15 protein-coding genes are annotated in these 14,617 nt (G+C 68.8%); 8 read left to right on the forward strand and 7 right to left on the reverse strand.

Annotation, left to right across the window (positions count from 1 at the left end; translation table 11 throughout):
• Genes IEY36_RS10085 through IEY36_RS10105 form a run of 5 tightly spaced genes read right to left on the reverse strand, consistent with a single transcriptional unit; the run spans position 1 to position 4,048 of the window.
• Positions 1–744 (reverse strand): ABC transporter permease, encoded by a 744-nt coding sequence (locus IEY36_RS10085; protein ID WP_229681234.1) that lies wholly within the window; start codon positions 742–744, stop codon positions 1–3.
• Positions 741–1,484, reverse strand: a complete 744-nt coding sequence (locus IEY36_RS10090) for an ABC transporter permease (RefSeq protein WP_188966922.1) — start codon at positions 1,482–1,484, stop codon at positions 741–743. Before IEY36_RS10090 ends, IEY36_RS10085 begins: the two co-directional genes overlap by 4 nt.
• Positions 1,481–2,488: an ABC transporter substrate-binding protein gene (locus IEY36_RS10095; protein ID WP_188966923.1), complete on the reverse strand. Its 1,008-nt coding sequence runs from the start codon at positions 2,486–2,488 to the stop codon at positions 1,481–1,483. The genes IEY36_RS10090 and IEY36_RS10095 overlap by 4 nt, the downstream gene beginning before the upstream one ends.
• A 25-nt stretch (positions 2,489–2,513) precedes the next feature.
• Positions 2,514–3,251 (reverse strand): class II aldolase/adducin family protein, encoded by a 738-nt coding sequence (locus IEY36_RS10100; RefSeq protein ID WP_188966924.1) that lies wholly within the window; start codon positions 3,249–3,251, stop codon positions 2,514–2,516.
• Positions 3,248–4,048: an ABC transporter ATP-binding protein gene (locus tag IEY36_RS10105; RefSeq protein WP_229681235.1), complete on the reverse strand. Its 801-nt coding sequence runs from the start codon at positions 4,046–4,048 to the stop codon at positions 3,248–3,250. The genes IEY36_RS10100 and IEY36_RS10105 overlap by 4 nt, the downstream gene beginning before the upstream one ends.
• A gap of 103 nt (positions 4,049–4,151) precedes the next feature.
• Here IEY36_RS10105 and IEY36_RS10110 point away from each other — a divergent pair, with 103 nt between their 5' ends.
• From IEY36_RS10110 to IEY36_RS10140, 7 genes are all read left to right on the forward strand, one after another.
• The gene (locus IEY36_RS10110) at positions 4,152–4,865 is read left to right on the forward strand and encodes a GntR family transcriptional regulator (protein WP_188966926.1); all 714 of its coding nucleotides are present in this window, start codon (positions 4,152–4,154) and stop codon (positions 4,863–4,865) included.
• A gap of 55 nt (positions 4,866–4,920) precedes the next feature.
• Positions 4,921–5,703 carry an SDR family oxidoreductase gene (locus IEY36_RS10115; RefSeq protein WP_188966927.1) on the forward strand — a complete coding sequence of 261 codons (783 nt, stop codon included), beginning with the start codon at positions 4,921–4,923 and terminating at the stop codon, positions 5,701–5,703.
• Positions 5,703–6,830 carry a pyridoxal phosphate-dependent aminotransferase gene (locus IEY36_RS10120; protein WP_188966928.1) on the forward strand — a complete coding sequence of 376 codons (1,128 nt, stop codon included), beginning with the start codon at positions 5,703–5,705 and terminating at the stop codon, positions 6,828–6,830. The genes IEY36_RS10115 and IEY36_RS10120 overlap by 1 nt, the downstream gene beginning before the upstream one ends.
• 11 nt (positions 6,831–6,841) lie before the next feature.
• A complete protein-coding gene (locus tag IEY36_RS10125) occupies positions 6,842–7,723 on the forward strand; it encodes an alpha/beta fold hydrolase (protein WP_188966929.1) in 882 nt (293 codons plus the stop codon).
• Positions 7,720–8,925, forward strand: coding sequence for a hydantoinase/carbamoylase family amidase (locus IEY36_RS10130; protein WP_188966930.1), 1,206 nt, complete (start codon positions 7,720–7,722; stop codon positions 8,923–8,925). Before IEY36_RS10125 ends, IEY36_RS10130 begins: the two co-directional genes overlap by 4 nt.
• Positions 8,922–9,836 carry a cupin domain-containing protein gene (locus tag IEY36_RS10135; RefSeq protein WP_188966931.1) on the forward strand — a complete coding sequence of 305 codons (915 nt, stop codon included), beginning with the start codon at positions 8,922–8,924 and terminating at the stop codon, positions 9,834–9,836. Before IEY36_RS10130 ends, IEY36_RS10135 begins: the two co-directional genes overlap by 4 nt.
• Positions 9,837–10,053: 217 nt before the next feature.
• Complete coding sequence (locus IEY36_RS10140) at positions 10,054–11,019, forward strand: Bug family tripartite tricarboxylate transporter substrate binding protein (protein WP_188966932.1); 966 nt, start codon at positions 10,054–10,056, stop codon at positions 11,017–11,019.
• 175 nt (positions 11,020–11,194) lie between these two features.
• Here the strand turns inward: IEY36_RS10140 and IEY36_RS10145 are convergent, their stop codons facing one another.
• Both IEY36_RS10145 and IEY36_RS10150 read right to left on the reverse strand, forming a co-directional pair.
• Positions 11,195–12,802, reverse strand: a complete 1,608-nt coding sequence (locus tag IEY36_RS10145) for an MBL fold metallo-hydrolase RNA specificity domain-containing protein (RefSeq protein WP_188966933.1) — start codon at positions 12,800–12,802, stop codon at positions 11,195–11,197.
• Positions 12,803–12,807: 5 nt separating this feature from the next.
• On the reverse strand, positions 12,808–13,569 hold the full coding sequence (locus IEY36_RS10150) for an SDR family NAD(P)-dependent oxidoreductase (RefSeq protein WP_188966934.1): 762 nt from the start codon (positions 13,567–13,569) through the stop codon (positions 12,808–12,810).
• A gap of 213 nt (positions 13,570–13,782) precedes the next feature.
• Between IEY36_RS10150 and IEY36_RS10155 the strand changes: the two genes are divergently transcribed.
• Positions 13,783–14,535 carry a Crp/Fnr family transcriptional regulator gene (locus tag IEY36_RS10155; protein WP_188966935.1) on the forward strand — a complete coding sequence of 251 codons (753 nt, stop codon included), beginning with the start codon at positions 13,783–13,785 and terminating at the stop codon, positions 14,533–14,535.
• The last annotated feature ends 82 nt before the right edge of the window (positions 14,536–14,617 follow it).

Here is a 14,617-nt window from a genome sequence, read left to right on the forward strand (position 1 = left end):
TCACCGCCAGAAGATCACGCGTCGTTCGATCGCGCCAACCAGCCCGAAGAAGGCGAGGCTGATCGCCGAGGCCACCAGAATCGCCGACCACACCTGCACGAAGTCGATCAGCGTCACCGACTGGTAGATCACCCAGCCGAGCCCGCCATAGGCGCCGAGCATCTCCGTCACGATCGCCACGATCAGGCTGCGCACGGTCGCGACGCGCATCCCCGCCGCGATCAGCGGCAATGCGGCCGGCAGGCGCAGCCGCCAGAACACGCCGGCCGGCCCGGCACCGAAGCTGCGCATCAGGTCCACGCTGCGCCGGTCCACCCGGTCGAACCCTGCCAGCGCGCTGAGGAACACCGTGAAACCCACTGCCAGCGCGACCATGGCGATCTTCGATCCCATGCCGACGCCGAGCCACAGCAGCACCAGCGGCGACCAGGCCACCACGGGGACCGAATTGATCGCCATGGCGGTGGGCAGCACGGGACCACGCAGCAGCGGTGCGACCACCAGCAGCCCGGCGAGCCCGATGCCCACGATGGTGCCGATCGCGTAGCCGGCCAAGGCTTCCTGCGCCGTGATCCAGCCGGCGGCGGCGAGCACGGCGCGGTGCTGCCAGGCCGCGGCCAGGATGTCGCTGACTGCCGGCAGCGTATAGGCGGGCAGCGAGAAGCCCCGCGCCACGGCCTCCCACACGGTCAGCAGCAGCACGCCGCCGAGGATGCCGCGCAGGGTGCCGCGATGGCGCGTCACTGCTCCGCCCCCCAGAACACGATGCGCCGTTCGGCCAGGGCGACCAGCGCATAGAATCCCGTACCGAGTACCGCCGCGCACAGGATCGCCGCCCAGACCGCGATGACGTTCTCGTTGTACATCGCCTGCAGCAGCAGCACACCGATGCCGGTGGTATCGCCGAACCACTCGCCAACGATGGCCCCGACCAGGCTGAGCGAGGCACCGAGGCGCAATGCCACGAAGATCTGCGGCAGCGCCATCGGCAATTGCAGCCGGAACAGGATCTGCCGGCCCGTCGCGCCGAAGCTGCGCAGCAGGGCCACCTGCCGCGGATCGACCGAATGCAGCCCGAGCAGCGTGTTCACGGTTACGGGGAAGAATGTCAGGTAGAAGGCGATCACCGCCTTGGCCATCAGCGTATTGCCGAACCACATCACCACCAGCGCGCCGAAGGCGATGACGGGAATGGTCTGCGAGACGACGAAGATCGGCAACAACATGTCGCGCAGGATCGGCGCGCGGAAGAAGATCAGCCCATTCGCCACACCCACCACGGTGCCGGCGGCGAAGCCGATCAGCGTTTCGATCGCCGTGCGCAGGAAGCCGCTCCAATAGGCGCCGGGGGTGGCGGCGATCGCCGCCAGCACCTCGGTCAGTCGCGGCAGGGTGGATTGCCGGATGCCGAAGACGACGACCGCGCCTTCCCAGATAAGACCGGCGAGCAGCAGCCCGCCGGCCAGGCGCAGCGATGCCTTCATGCCATCCGGTCGGCGAGGGGGATGCCCGCGAGGACATCCGGCTTGTAGGCCGCGGCGAGGTCGAGCGGCGCCTTGATCACCCCGTTGCGTAGGAAGAAGTCATGCGCCTTCTGGATGGTCGGCATGTCCACCCAGAACAGTCCGTTGGTCGCGGCGGGGCCGGCGACCATCAGCTTGCCGGCTTCCTCCAGCATGAATTCCTGATGCGGGCGGGCCAGTGTGGGGGCGACCGCCATCACCGTATCGACGCCGAGCTTCTGGTCGCGCAACGCATCGCGCCAGCCGCGGATGGACGCCTGCATGAAGCCCTTCACCATGTCGGGCTTGTCGCGCGCGGTCTGCTCGCTGACGATGACGGTGTCGCGCGGGAAGGTGATGCCGTGGTCGTCTGGGACGAAGACGCGCAACTTGTCGCGCCCCATGCGCGTCATCAGCGTATAGAATTCATTGTAGCGCGTGGCGGTGACGACATCGATCTGCCCGTCCACGAAGGGCGTCACGCTCACCTGCTGCGGTTGCATGGTGAAATCGGTCGGCCGGAGCCCCGCTTCGGCCAGCATGCCGAGCAGCACGAAATTCGCCCCCGTGAACCAGGTGGTGATGGTCTTGCCGCGGAAATCCGCCAGGGTGCGGATCGGCCCATCGGCGCGAGCGACGAACACGAAGGGCGTCTGCTGATGCATCACGCCGGTACAGACGATCGGCAGGCTGCGTTCGCGCGCGGCAAACACGCTGTCCGTGCCGCCCGACAGGCCAAAGGTGTCGGCACCCGAGGCGACCAGGTTCTCCGTCAGCAGGTTCGGCCCGCCGGGGTTGATCGTCAGGTCGATCCCCGCCTCACGGTAATAGCCCTTCTGCACGGCGACGTAGAAGCCGGCGAACTGCGTCTGGGTCAGCCATTTCAGCCGCAGCGTAGCACGCGTCAGCGTCTGCGCGCCGGCGCGGGGAATGGCGGGCAGGGCGAGCGCCGCCCCGAGGCCGGTGAGAAGATGACGCCTGTTCATCGTGGTGGCTCCTTGGGGGAAAGGGTCAGTCGCGATAGGACGGGTCCTCGCGGTCGAGCAGGCGCAGGAAGCCCGGCCATTCGCGCTCGCCGGGGATCCTGATGTCGCCCTTGAGGTCCCAGAACTGCCGCGCGGCGTGTTCGCAGGCGTCATGCGGCGGTGCGATGATCGGCACGCCGGAGGCCTGCATCATCAGCTGGATCTTCGCGGCGCGCTCGAAATAGTATTGCAGCATGAAGGCCTCGCCCGGCGTGCGGCCGAGCGTCAGCATGCCGTGGTTGCGCATCAGCATCACCGGATGGTCGGCGAAATCGGCGATCAGCCGTTGCTGCTCATTGAGGTCGATCGCCACGCCCTCGTAATCGTGGAAGGCTTGCCGGTTGTAAAAGCGCATGGCGAACTGGCTGAGCGGCAGCAGTCCATCCTTCTGCGCCGAGACAGCGAGTGCGGCATCCGAGTGGGTGTGCAGCACACAGGCGGCATCCTCGCGTGACTTGTGCAGCGCGCCATGAATGACGAAGGCGGCGACATTCACCTCATGCGGGCTGTTCGATAGCTTGCGCCCGTCGATATCGATCTTCACCAGCGATGACGCCGTGATCTCCCCGAACATCAACCCATAGGGGTTGAGCAGGAAGGCGCCGGGTTCGCCCGGCACGCGCAGCGAGATGTGGTTGTAGATCACGTCATCCATGCCGAGCCGCGCCACCAACCGGTAACAGGCGGCGAGGCTGATGCGGGCTTCCGTTTCGGCGGGGGTCATGCGGCGGTCTCCGCGACGAAGGACTTCATGGCTTCCTCCTCGATCGCATCGAGCACTTCGCGCTTGATCGCGGTGAATTCCGGCGATGTGACGAGCTCCGCCTTGCGCGGCCGCGGCAATTCCACCTTCCGCATCAGCTTCACGCGACCCGGCCGCGCCGTCATCACCAGCACGCGGTCGCCGAGGAAGATCGCCTCATCCACATCATGGGTGATGAACAGGATGGTGCGCCGATGCCGCTGCCAGATATCGAGCAGCCAGCGCTGCATCATGCTGCGCGTCAGCGCATCGAGCGCGCCGAAGGGTTCGTCCAGCAGCATCAGCTCGCGTTCGAACAGGAAGGTGCGCATCAGTGCCACGCGCTGGCGCATCCCCCCTGAAAGTTGGTGCGGATACTGCTTCTCGAACCCCGCCAGGCCGAATTCCGGCAGCATGGCGCGGGCTTCGGCGCGCATCGCGGCGCGGTTCGCGCCCTCGATCTCGCGGGCCAGGATCGCGTTGTCCACAACATTGCGCCAGGGCAGCAGCAAATCCCGCTGCGGCATGAAGGAGACGCGGCCCAGCAATTCCTTCGCATGGCACCCACGCCCCTTGAAGCGCAGGATACCGCCCTCGTCGGGTTCTTCCAGCCCGGCGACGATATTGAACAGCGTGCTTTTCCCGCAGCCGCTCGGGCCGACGACGGTGACGAACTCGCCCGGCTCGACATCCATGGCGAAGCCGTCCAGCGCCTGCACGGCGCCGAAGCGTTTGCCGATCGACTGCATCTCGAGCAGCGCTGTGGTGGTGGTCTGCAAAGCCCCGCCTTCCGTCCTTGCATTGATACTGGCGGCACGGGGGTGGTTTGTGGAATACATAAATGGCGGTTCGTGCACACAAGATTGGGGCGTTGGAATACAAATGCGCAGCAAACAGGCAGTCGGGCGTGCAGAATGGCCAGAAAGGGGGCGCCCCTCGGCCCGTGTCGAGCCATTCCCCGCCACCCTCGCCAATACGCTGCACCGCCGCCTGGAGACCGAGATCGCCGCCGGCCGCATCGAACCCGGCAGCCGCCTGGACGAGCAGGAGATCGCCGAACGCTACGGCTGTTCCCGCACCCCGGTGCGCGAGGCATTCCGCCTGCTCGCGGCCGACCGTCTCGTCGAACTGCGCGGACGCCAGGGCGCCGTGGTGCGCACCATCGGCGCCCAGACGCTGATCGAAATGTTCCAGGTCATGGGTGAACTCGAAGGCCTCTGCGCCCGCCTCGCCGCCCGCCGCGTCACCCCGCCGCAGGCCGAAGTATTGCGCGCCATCCACCGCCGTCTGATCGTCGCCGCCGAGGCCGGCGTGGACGCCTTCTACGACGTCAACGCCGAGTTCCACGAAGCCATCTACGAGACCGCCAACAACGCCTTCCTGGCCGATGAAACGCGCCGCCTGCGCAACCGCGTCGCCGCCTATCGCCGCCGCGTCACCCACATGCCGACCCGCATCGAGGACACCATCCGCGAGCATGAGGAGATCATGCACGCCATCCTCACCCGCGACCCCGAGGCCGCCCACCGGGCCATGCGCGCGCACCTGACCCTGCTCGGCGAAAACCTGCTGGACCTGATCGCCGGCCTCGACTGAGTTCTGGTATGCGGCTTGCCTGTCCCACGTATACATAACCTCCGCGGAGAGACCCTTGCAGCTCGACCTCATCGGCAAGACCGCCCTCATCACCGGGGCTTCCAAGGGCATCGGCCTCGGCTGTGCGGAGGTGCTGGCCGAGGAGGGCTGCCACCTCCACCTCGCCGCTCGCAACGGCCCGGCGATGGAGGAAGCTGCCGCGCGGCTGCGTGCGGACCACGGGGTCCGCGTCACGGTGCATGCGCTCGACCTCGGCTCGACGCCAGCGATGGAAGCCCTCGCCGAGGCCGCCGCCGACTCCGACATCCTGATCAACAACGCCGGCGACATCCCCGCCGGCCCGCTGGACAGCGTGACGGACGACGCCATCCGCCGCGGCTTCGACCTCAAGGTCTTCGGCTACATCACGCTCACCCGCTGCTTCTACCCCCGCATGATGGCCAAGGGCGGCGGGGTCATCATCAACGTCATCGGCAATTCCGGCGAGAACTGGGACGCGGCGTATTTCGCGGGTTCCACCGGCAATGCCGCGCTGATGTCCTTCACCAAGGCGATCGGCGGCCGTAGCCTCGATGACGGCATCCGCGTCGTCGGCATCAATCCCGGCCCCGTCGCCACCGACCGCATGCTGAAGATCATGCGCATCAAGGCGCGCGACATGCTCGGCGACGAATCCCGATGGGAAGAACTCTACGCGAAGTACCCCGGCAAACGTCCCGCCACCGTGCGCGAAACCGCCGACCTCTGCGCCTTCATGGCCTCCCCGCGCGCCGGCTACATCACCGGCACCGTCGTCACCATCGATGGCGGCATCGCCGCGCGGGGTTCGGTGATCTGATGTCCGGCGCGCTGACCCGCAACCGCTACTTCGACACGCTGACGGCCACGCCAGGCCTCGCCTGGATGGGCCAGAACACCAACCACATCCCCGCGCACCCGGCCGTCCTCGCCGCCATGCACGCCTCGATCGACGCCGCCGAGTTCAACGCCTACGCGCCCCCACTCGGCTTCGAGGCCCTGCGCGCCGCCATCACTGCCGATCTCGGTGTCACCGGCGCCGAAGCCCTCGTCACCGAGGGCGGCGTCAACGCGCTCGCCCTGGTCTGCCGCGCCCGCTGCCGCCCTGGCACCACCTTCGTCACCACCGACCCGACCTGGAAATGGCCCTGCCTCTTCGCCCGCCAGGCCGGCGCCGAGGTCATCGAAATCCCCATCTACGATCCCGCCTGCGCCTACCGCCTGACGCCCAACGCCCTGCGCGCCGCCTGCGACGCCCGCACCGCCATCATCTACATCGTCGATCCCAACAACCCGCTCGGCATCCGCTACACGCGCGACGAGATCGCCGCCTTCGCCGCCATCGCGAAAGATGTCGGCGCGCTGTTCGTCCACGACTGCACCTACCGCGACTTCGCCGACGACCATCACCCCGCGCTGCTGGAAGCTCCCGACAACGCCGTGGTCTCTGTCTCCTTCTCCAAATGGCTCGGCCTCGCCGGCCTGCGCATCGGTGCGCTGGTCGCCCCCGCCGCGATGCTGGAGGATTTCGCCGCGCAATCCACCGGCGTGCTCGGCGCCAGCGTCATCGCGCAACGCGCGGCGCTGGCCGGCCTCGCCGTGAAGCCCGACTGGATGGCGACCGTCCGTGCCACCACCCGCGCCAACAACGCGCTGATCCGCGACGCCGCCCTCGCCATCCCCGGCTTCTCCGTCCCGGTCTGGCCCTCCCACGGCAATTTCATCGTCATCGAGACCGGCAGCCTCAAGCCCGAAGCCCTCGTCGAAGCCGCTAACCGCGAGGGCATCATGATCCGCCAGGGCAGCTACCACACCGCTCGCTTCGGCCATCGCTTCATCAAGGTCAGCACCTCCGTCCCGCGCGACTGGGCGGAAAAGCTCGCCGACCGCCTGCCCGCTTTGGTCGAGACGGCGCGCAGCCTCAACGACCTGCCGCCGCAATTCTGAAGGACCGCACCATGCCGCGCATCACCACGCCGGACGGCATCAGCCTGCACTATGAGGAAGCGGGGGAGGGCACGCCGATGCTCTTCATCCACGAATTCGGCGGCAATCATGCGAGCTGGGAACCGCAGATGCGGCATTTCTCCCGTCGCCATCGCTGCATCACCTACGCCGCCCGCGGCTACCCGCCCTCGGACGTGCCGGCCAACGTCGACCAATACTCTCAGGCCATCGCGGTGGCCGACGCCATCGCCGTGCTCGACGCCCACGGCATCGCCAAGGCCCACATCGTCGGCCTGTCCATGGGCGGTTTCGCCACGGTCCATTTCGGCCTGCGCCACCCCGACCGCGCCCTCTCTCTCACCGTCGCCGGCGCCGGCTATGGCTGCGAGAAGGAACACGAGGACTACTTCCGCGGCGTCTCCCTCGAAGTCGCCGACCGATTCGAAAAGGACGGCGCCCGCGCCTTCGCCCCCATCTACGCCGAGGGCGCCAGCCGCGTGCAGTTCCAGGACAAGGACCCGCGCGGCTGGCGCGAATTCGCCGACCGCCTGGCCACCCATTCCGACCAGGGCGCGGCGCTGACCATGCGCGGCGTGCAGGCGCGCCGCCCCTCCTTCTGGGACCTCGAAGCCGAACTCAAGGCGATGGACGTCCCCACCCTTGTCATCGTCGGCGACGAGGACGACCACTGCCTGCAACCCGGCATCTTCCTCAAGAAGACCATCCCCGCCTGCGGCCTCTCCGTCTTCCCCAAGACTGGCCACACCTTGAACCTGGAAGAGCCCGACGCCTTCAACGCCCTGCTCGCATCCTTCATCGCCCAGGTCGAAGCCGGCCGCTGGCGCCGCCGCGACCCGCGCGCGCTGCCCGGCCAGATCATGCGCACCACATGAGCGACACCCGCCTCTGGCAACGCCTGATGCGCTTGGCCGAGATCGGCGCCCGCGGCGACGGCGGCGTCAACCGCCAGGCGCTGTCCTCCGGCGAGGTCGACGCTTGGCGCCTCCTCCTCACCTGGGCTGAAGAGGCGCGGCTCGAACCGTCGACCGACGCCGCCGGCAACCTCTTCCTCACCCGCCCCGGCCGCGACCGCACCCTGCCGCCGGCGCTGATCGGCAGCCACATCGACACCCAACCGAATGGCGGCAAGTTCGACGGCGCCTTCGGTGTGCTGGCAGCCCTCGAAGCCGCCACCGACCTCACCACCCCCGCGCGCGACATCACCGTCGTCGCCTGGATGAACGAGGAGGGCAGCCGCTTCGCCCCCGGCATGATGGGCTCCGAAGCCTTCATCGGCCTGCGCGACCTCGCCGCCATCCGCGCCGCGCGCGACGCCGCCGGCGTCAGCGTGGGCGAGGCACTCGACACGTTGCACGCCGCCTTCCCCGACCTGCCGCATCGCGCGCTCGGCTTCACCCCGGCCTTCTACATCGAGCCGCACATCGAACAGGGTCCCTTGCTGGAACAGGCAAGGTTGCCGCTCGGCATCGTCACCGGCATTCAGGGCAAGATCACCTGGGAGATCACCATCGAGGGCGAGGAAGGCCACGCCGGCACCCTCGACATGGCGAAACGCCGCGACGCCGTCATGGCCTTCGCCCGCATCGCCACCCGCATGCAGCGCGATGTCGGTGATGCCGACCCCATCGTGAAATTCACCATCGGTCGCGTGACGGTCCAGCCCAACGCCCCCTCCGTCATCGCCGGCCGCGTCACCATCCGCATCGACCTCCGCCACCCCGACAACGCCGCCCTGCAGACTTACGGCACGCGCCTCGAAGCCGCCGCGCAGGCCGAGGCCGCCCCTTGCGCCGTCACCGTCACGCGCCTGGTCGACGCCCCCTCCAACACCTTCGACCCCGACCTGCGCGACCGCCTGACGAAGGCCGCCGACCACCTCGGCCTCGGCGCCATGCCGATCCTCTCCGCCGCCGGCCACGACGCGCGCCACATGGCCCCGCTCTGCCCGTCGGCCATGATCTTCATCCCCTGCCGCGGCGGCATCAGCCACTCGCCCGAGGAATCGGCCGAACCCGCCGATGTGCAGGCCGGCGCCGCACTGCTTGCATCCGTCGTGAAGGAGCTGACGACATGACCGACATGGCCGACCTGCCCGTCCAACTTCCGGCCCTGCCCGCCAGCGCTGCCGCCGCGCGCGCCCGCTTCTTCAATTCCGGTAACGCCTTCAACATCAAGCTGCCACCGGTCCCCGCCGCCGATTTCGCTGCCATCGCTGCCGCCGCCCTCGCTCCCGGCGCGCCCACCGGCGTGCTGCTCTGCGACCAATCCGACGCTATCGGCTGCGCCTTCCCCGCCACCTCGCCGCTCCTCCTCGCCCGCTACGCGGTGATCCGCGCCGGCGAGACGCTCACCCTCGACACCAGCAGCACCGGCCTGATCGGCTATGTGCTGCGCGGCACCGGCACCACGCTTGACTTCGCCTGGGGGCCGGGTGACGTCTTTCTGTTGCCCGGTGGCGCGCAGCGTTTAACCGCGCGCGACCACACGGTGCTCTGGCTGGTCGGCAATGATCCGATGCTCGCCTTCGAAGCGTTGCGCGAAAACCCGGCCACCATCGCGCCCGTTCATTACCCGGCCGCCGAGATCGAACGCCAACTCGCCCTCATTGGTGCCTGCACCACCAATCCCGGTACTTCGGGCCTCGCCGTCATCTTCTCCTCGGACGGGCTGGAGGCCTGGCGCAACATCACGCCGAGCCTGACCCTCTCGCTCAACACCCTGCCGCCCGGCGAACACCAGCGCGCTCACCGCCACAACTCCGCGGCGATTACCCTGGTGCTGCAAGGGGAACACTGCCATTCCATGATCGCCGGCACGCCGCGCCCCTGGAGCCTCGGCAACACCCTCGTCACCCCACCCGGCGACCCGCATTCGCACCACAATGCGGGCCCGGTGCAGGCACGCTTCCTGATCGTGCAGGATGGCGGGCTGCACTACCACGCGCGCACCATGGGCTTTGAATTCCTGGAATCCGCGCCGCACTGATACCAGCGGCCGATTGCTTCGACCTCCGGTATTGGCCTTCCCAAACCCTCAAACGCCGGGCGCGACCTCCTGATTGCCTGGCTTCGCCGGACTTCCGGCCGGCCGCATTCGCGGCCCCGGCATGGGGCAATGCCTCATGCCATTGGTATGATCCGGCCTGGCCGGCGCTGGCCCCGACATTGCTTTGTACACAATTGCACCATGTCGGGAGCGTGCCATGCAGCGTCGTTCTGTCCTCGCCATCGCCACAGCCTGCCTCGCCGCGCCGAATCTGGCGCGTGCGCAGGCAGGCACCATTCGCCTGATCGTGCCCTTCGCGCCGGGTGGCGCCTCGGACACCACGGCGCGGATCATCCAGCCGGGCCTCGCCGCCGGGCTCGGCCGTGCCATCGTCATCGAGAACCGTGCCGGGGCGTCCGGGGCCATCGGCACGCGCATGCTGGTGCAGGCACCGCCCGATGGCAGCGTGATCGGCATTTCCAACACCTCGCCCAATGGCATCGTGCCGCTGGCGATGACGCCGAAACCCTATGATGGTGATGCCGACTTCACCCATATCGCCATGGTCGCCGACACGCCGACGGTGATGCTGCTGCCGAGCAACAGCCCCTTCACCGGCTTCGAGCCACTCCGCGAGGCCGCGCGCACGCGCCCCGGCGGCGTGACCTACGGCAGTTCCGGCGCCGGCGGCATGCAGCATCTGCAGGGCGAGATGCTGGCGAAGCTCAGCGGCGGCACCTGGGTGCATGTGCCGTATCGAGGCACCGGCCCGGGCCTGCAGGCGACGATGGCGGGGGAGGTGGACTGCTTCCTGACCCCGCTCGCCGGCACCACCGGCGCGATCGAGGCAGGCCAGGTCAAGCCGATTGCCGTGTCCACCGCCGAGCCCTTCGCACCGCTGCCCGGCGTGCCGACCTATCGCGCATTGGGCCTGCCGGCGCTGACCGTCTCGTCCTGGACCGGCATTTCCGGCCCACGCGGCATGCCGCCCGCGATCGTCGCCGAGATGCATGCCGCCATGCAGCAGGTACTCGCTGACGCCGACACCGAGCGGCGCCTGATCGCGGCCGGTCTCTATCCGCTGGGGCGCATCGTCTCCACGGCGGAATACCAGCAGGTCCACGTCGAATTCGCGCGCGTCTGGGGCCCCGTGGTGCGCGAGGCGCAGATCACCATCAACTGAACCGTGCTCTGATGCCGACGGCCGAATTCTTCGACCGCCGGTACCCGCCTCATCAGGCCCCCAGACGCGTCGTGCCAGCGGCGCGCCTTCGGTTCGCCTGGCTTTTGCCGGACCGCCGGCGGGCCGCATTCGCGGCCTCAGCACGGGCCGGAGCCCCGTGCCGATGGTTCTGCCCTTACCGCGGCCGCCGCGCCTCCAGCGCCTCCCGCAGCGCCGCCATCAGCGCCTCGCGCGCTGCCGCATTCGGCGCGCGCTCAATGGCATCCTCGATCCCCAGCAGCAGCGCCGCGCGCGCATTGTGCCAATCCGGCCGCCCGGCCGTGGCCGGGTCCTCGCGCCGTCGCGGCGCCTCCCGCTGCGCCGGCATGCTCGCCCTGGCCAAGGTGAAACTGTCGTCGAGCGACGGCATCAACACCTGCCCGGCGCGGGCGATCCCCTCGCGGGTCAGCCGCTGCGCCAGCGCCTCCATCGCCGGTTCCTCGCCATGCACCAGGAACACCCCCCCGGTCACCGTCCCACGCGCCTTCAACCAGGCGCCGAGTTCCACCGCATCGGCATGGCCGGAATAATCGCGGATTTCCCGGATCTGCGCGGCGACGCGGATGGTGTCACCCTGGATGCGCACCTCCTGCCGCCCTTCCTGCAACAGCCGCCCGAGCGTTGCTTCCGCCTGGTAGCCGGTCAGCAGCACCGTCGCCTCCGGGGACCACAGCCAGCGCTTGAGGTGATGGCGGATGCGCCCCGCATCGCACATGCCCGACCCGGCGATGATGATGTGGAACCCCTCGACCGAGGCGATGCGGCGCGACGCCTCGCCCGTCTCCGTGAAGTTCAGCAGCGGCGAGCGCAGCGCGCGCTTGACTGAGCGCCCATCCTCCAGCGCCGCGGCATGCTCGAGGAACACCTCGGTGGCGCGGATGGCGAGCGGGCTGTCGACGAAGATCGGCGCCTGCGGAATCCGTCCGGCCTGCATCAACGCCACCAGGTCCCAGCAGATTTCCTGCGTGCGTTCCACCGCGAAGGCCGGGATCAACAGCGCGCCGGCGGGCTTCACCGCCTCGTTCACGAGCGTGGCGAGGCGATCGCGACGCTCGGCCTGGCCGACGCAGGGTTTGTCCTCGTCGCCATAGGTGGATTCGAGGAAGACATGGTCGAGCGTCTCCGGCCCTTCCGGGTCGCGATGGAACGCCGCGCAATCCGGCCCGAGGTCGCCCGAGACCAGCACGCGCAGCGGCGCCGCGTCGCCCTCGGTGAATTCCAGCTCGATCGAAGCCGAACCGAGCATGTGCCCGGCATTCCACCAGCGCGCGCGGAGCCCCGGCAGGGCATCGAAGGTCAGCCAGCGGTCCATCGGCACCGCGCGGAAGGCACGGATCGCCGCGACGGCATCGTTGGCGGTGTAGATCGGCTCGACCGCCTCGCCTCCGCGCCGGCGATTGCGGCGATTGAGGTGGTCGACCTCCATCTCCTGCACATGCCCCGAATCCGGCAGCATGACGGCGCACAGATCGACGGTCGGGGCCGTGGCATGGATCTGCCCGCGGAACCCCTGCTTCACGAGCTTCGGCAGCAGGCCGGAATGGTCGATATGCGCATGCGTCAGCAGCACCGCGTCGATCTCGCGCGGATTGTAGGGGAAGGGTTCCCAGTTCAGCGCCTTGAGCGTCTTCGGCCCCTGGAACATGCCGCAATCGACGAGGAAGCGGGCCTTGCCGGTCTCGAACAGCAGCGACAGGCCGGTGACGGTGCGCGCGGCGCCGCAGGTGCGGACGGTGACGGGCATCGCGCTCACTCCGCCGTCACGCCGCCATCGACCGGCAACGCGATGCCGGTGATGCCGGAGGATGCGGCCGAGAGCAGAAACACCGTCGGCCCGGCGATGTCCTCCGGCTCCATGATGCGTCCAAGCGGAATGCGCGCCCGCGCCGCCGCGACGAATGTCGCATCCGCCATCAGGTCGGCGGCAAGTGGCGTGTTCACCAGCCCGGGGCAGACCGCATTCACCCGGATCCCCTTCGGCCCGAGTTCCAGCGCCATCGCCCGCGTCAGCCCCATCACCGCATGCTTGGTCGCCGCATAGAGGCTGCGATTGCGCGCCCCCACCAGCCCGGCGATCGAGGCCATGTTGACGATCGACCCGCCGCGCCCCGCCGCCACCATGCCGCGCGCCACCGCCTGGGCCACGATCACCGCACCTCTCACGTTCAGGCCAAGGACGCGGTCCATCTCCGCCTCGGTTGCGTCGAGGAAGGCCTCGCGTGTCACGCTGCCGGCATTGTTCACCAAGCCGTCCAGCACGCCGGCGGCCTCGACGGCGCTTCGGATCGCCGCCGGGTCCGCGGCATCGAAGGGCAGCACCTCGGCCGTGCCACCGGCCGCGGCGACCTCGGCCGCGACTGTCTCAAGCCCCACCCGTCCCCGCGCGGCCAGTACGACGGTCGCCCCACTCGCCGCGGCGGCCAGTGCGACGGCGCGCCCGATGCCGAGCGATGCCCCGGTGACCAGGATCCTCTGGCCATCGAGACGGAAAACGGGTGCAGCCTGCATCATGTGAATTTCCTGTGGGACGGTCCCCACCGCGCAGTGTCGCCACCGTGCCGCGCAACGCAACCCGGCCACGCGCCTGACGCGCAGCAGCACATCACGCCGTAGATGCGTTTGTTCTTGATCTACCGCAACGGCCGGAGGATGGTGCCGCGCACGGTCGGCCCGGTTTGCGGGCGTCTGCGGTCTATGATCCGCCCAGCCAGGTAAACGGATATCATGAACCCTCTCGACAGCACCCGCGCTCTGATGGACGGTCTCGGGACTGGTGCGGATGTCTGCCTGAAATGCGGTTCGCGCTCGATCGGGCTTTGCGCCCCGCTCGACATGGCTGCGCTGGACGACATGGCGGGCGAGAGCGAACGCCATACCCTTGATGTGCGCGAGGCGGTGTTCCACCAGGGTGATCCCGCGCGCCACGTCTATACCCTGACCGAAGGCATGGCGCGCCTGACCCGGGTGCTGCCCGACGGCCGCCAATCCGTGATCGGCTTCCGCTTCGCCGGCGACATCCTCGGCTTCACCCCGGCGGCCGAACACGCTTTCGGGGCCGAGATGCTCACCCGCGGCACCGTCTGCCGGCTCGACCGCCGCCGTCTCGAACAGATGTTCCGGCGGTACCCGGTGCTGGAACGCCGCTTCCTCGACCTGTGCATGAAGGAACTGGCGGCCAGCCAGGACCACATCCTCGCTTTGGGCCGCTTCAGCGCCGAGGAGCGTGTCGCCGCCTTCCTCGTCTCCCTCGCCGAGGCGCAGGAATGCCGCAACCATGTCGGCCCGGTCTTCGACCTGCCGGCGACGCGCGCCGATATCGGCGAGTTCCTCGGCCTGACGCTCGAGACGGTGAGCCGTGCCATCTCCGCCTTCCGCAAACGTGGCTGGATTCGCCTCCATGGCCATTCCGGCATTGAACTCATTGACCGCGCGGCGCTGATCGGCCTCGGCAACGGCGATGGCGCCGACGCGGCCTGACGCCCTTTTCCGATCTGCCCGAGACCGCTTCACGCGCCCTGTCGCCGGCTCGCAACCGCCTCCACCGCGCATGGCCGCCCTG

Source organism: Neoroseomonas lacus (assembly GCF_014644535.1).
GTDB classification, from domain to species: domain Bacteria; phylum Pseudomonadota; class Alphaproteobacteria; order Acetobacterales; family Acetobacteraceae; genus Neoroseomonas; species Neoroseomonas lacus.

Coding starts and splice junctions, on each gene's coding strand:
- IEY36_RS10090 (WP_188966922.1), bottom strand. CDS start 1,484: ATGAAGGCATCGCTGCGCCTGGCCGGCGGGCTGCTGCTCGCCGGTCTT.
- IEY36_RS10095 (WP_188966923.1), bottom strand. CDS start 2,488: ATGAACAGGCGTCATCTTCTCACCGGCCTCGGGGCGGCGCTCGCCCTG.
- IEY36_RS10100 (WP_188966924.1), bottom strand. CDS start 3,251: ATGACCCCCGCCGAAACGGAAGCCCGCATCAGCCTCGCCGCCTGTTAC.
- IEY36_RS10110 (WP_188966926.1), top strand. CDS start 4,152: ATGCGCAGCAAACAGGCAGTCGGGCGTGCAGAATGGCCAGAAAGGGGG.
- IEY36_RS10120 (WP_188966928.1), top strand. CDS start 5,703: ATGTCCGGCGCGCTGACCCGCAACCGCTACTTCGACACGCTGACGGCC.
- IEY36_RS10125 (WP_188966929.1), top strand. CDS start 6,842: ATGCCGCGCATCACCACGCCGGACGGCATCAGCCTGCACTATGAGGAA.
- IEY36_RS10130 (WP_188966930.1), top strand. CDS start 7,720: ATGAGCGACACCCGCCTCTGGCAACGCCTGATGCGCTTGGCCGAGATC.
- IEY36_RS10135 (WP_188966931.1), top strand. CDS start 8,922: ATGACCGACATGGCCGACCTGCCCGTCCAACTTCCGGCCCTGCCCGCC.
- IEY36_RS10140 (WP_188966932.1), top strand. CDS start 10,054: ATGCAGCGTCGTTCTGTCCTCGCCATCGCCACAGCCTGCCTCGCCGCG.
- IEY36_RS10145 (WP_188966933.1), bottom strand. CDS start 12,802: ATGCCCGTCACCGTCCGCACCTGCGGCGCCGCGCGCACCGTCACCGGC.
- IEY36_RS10150 (WP_188966934.1), bottom strand. CDS start 13,569: ATGATGCAGGCTGCACCCGTTTTCCGTCTCGATGGCCAGAGGATCCTG.
- IEY36_RS10155 (WP_188966935.1), top strand. CDS start 13,783: ATGAACCCTCTCGACAGCACCCGCGCTCTGATGGACGGTCTCGGGACT.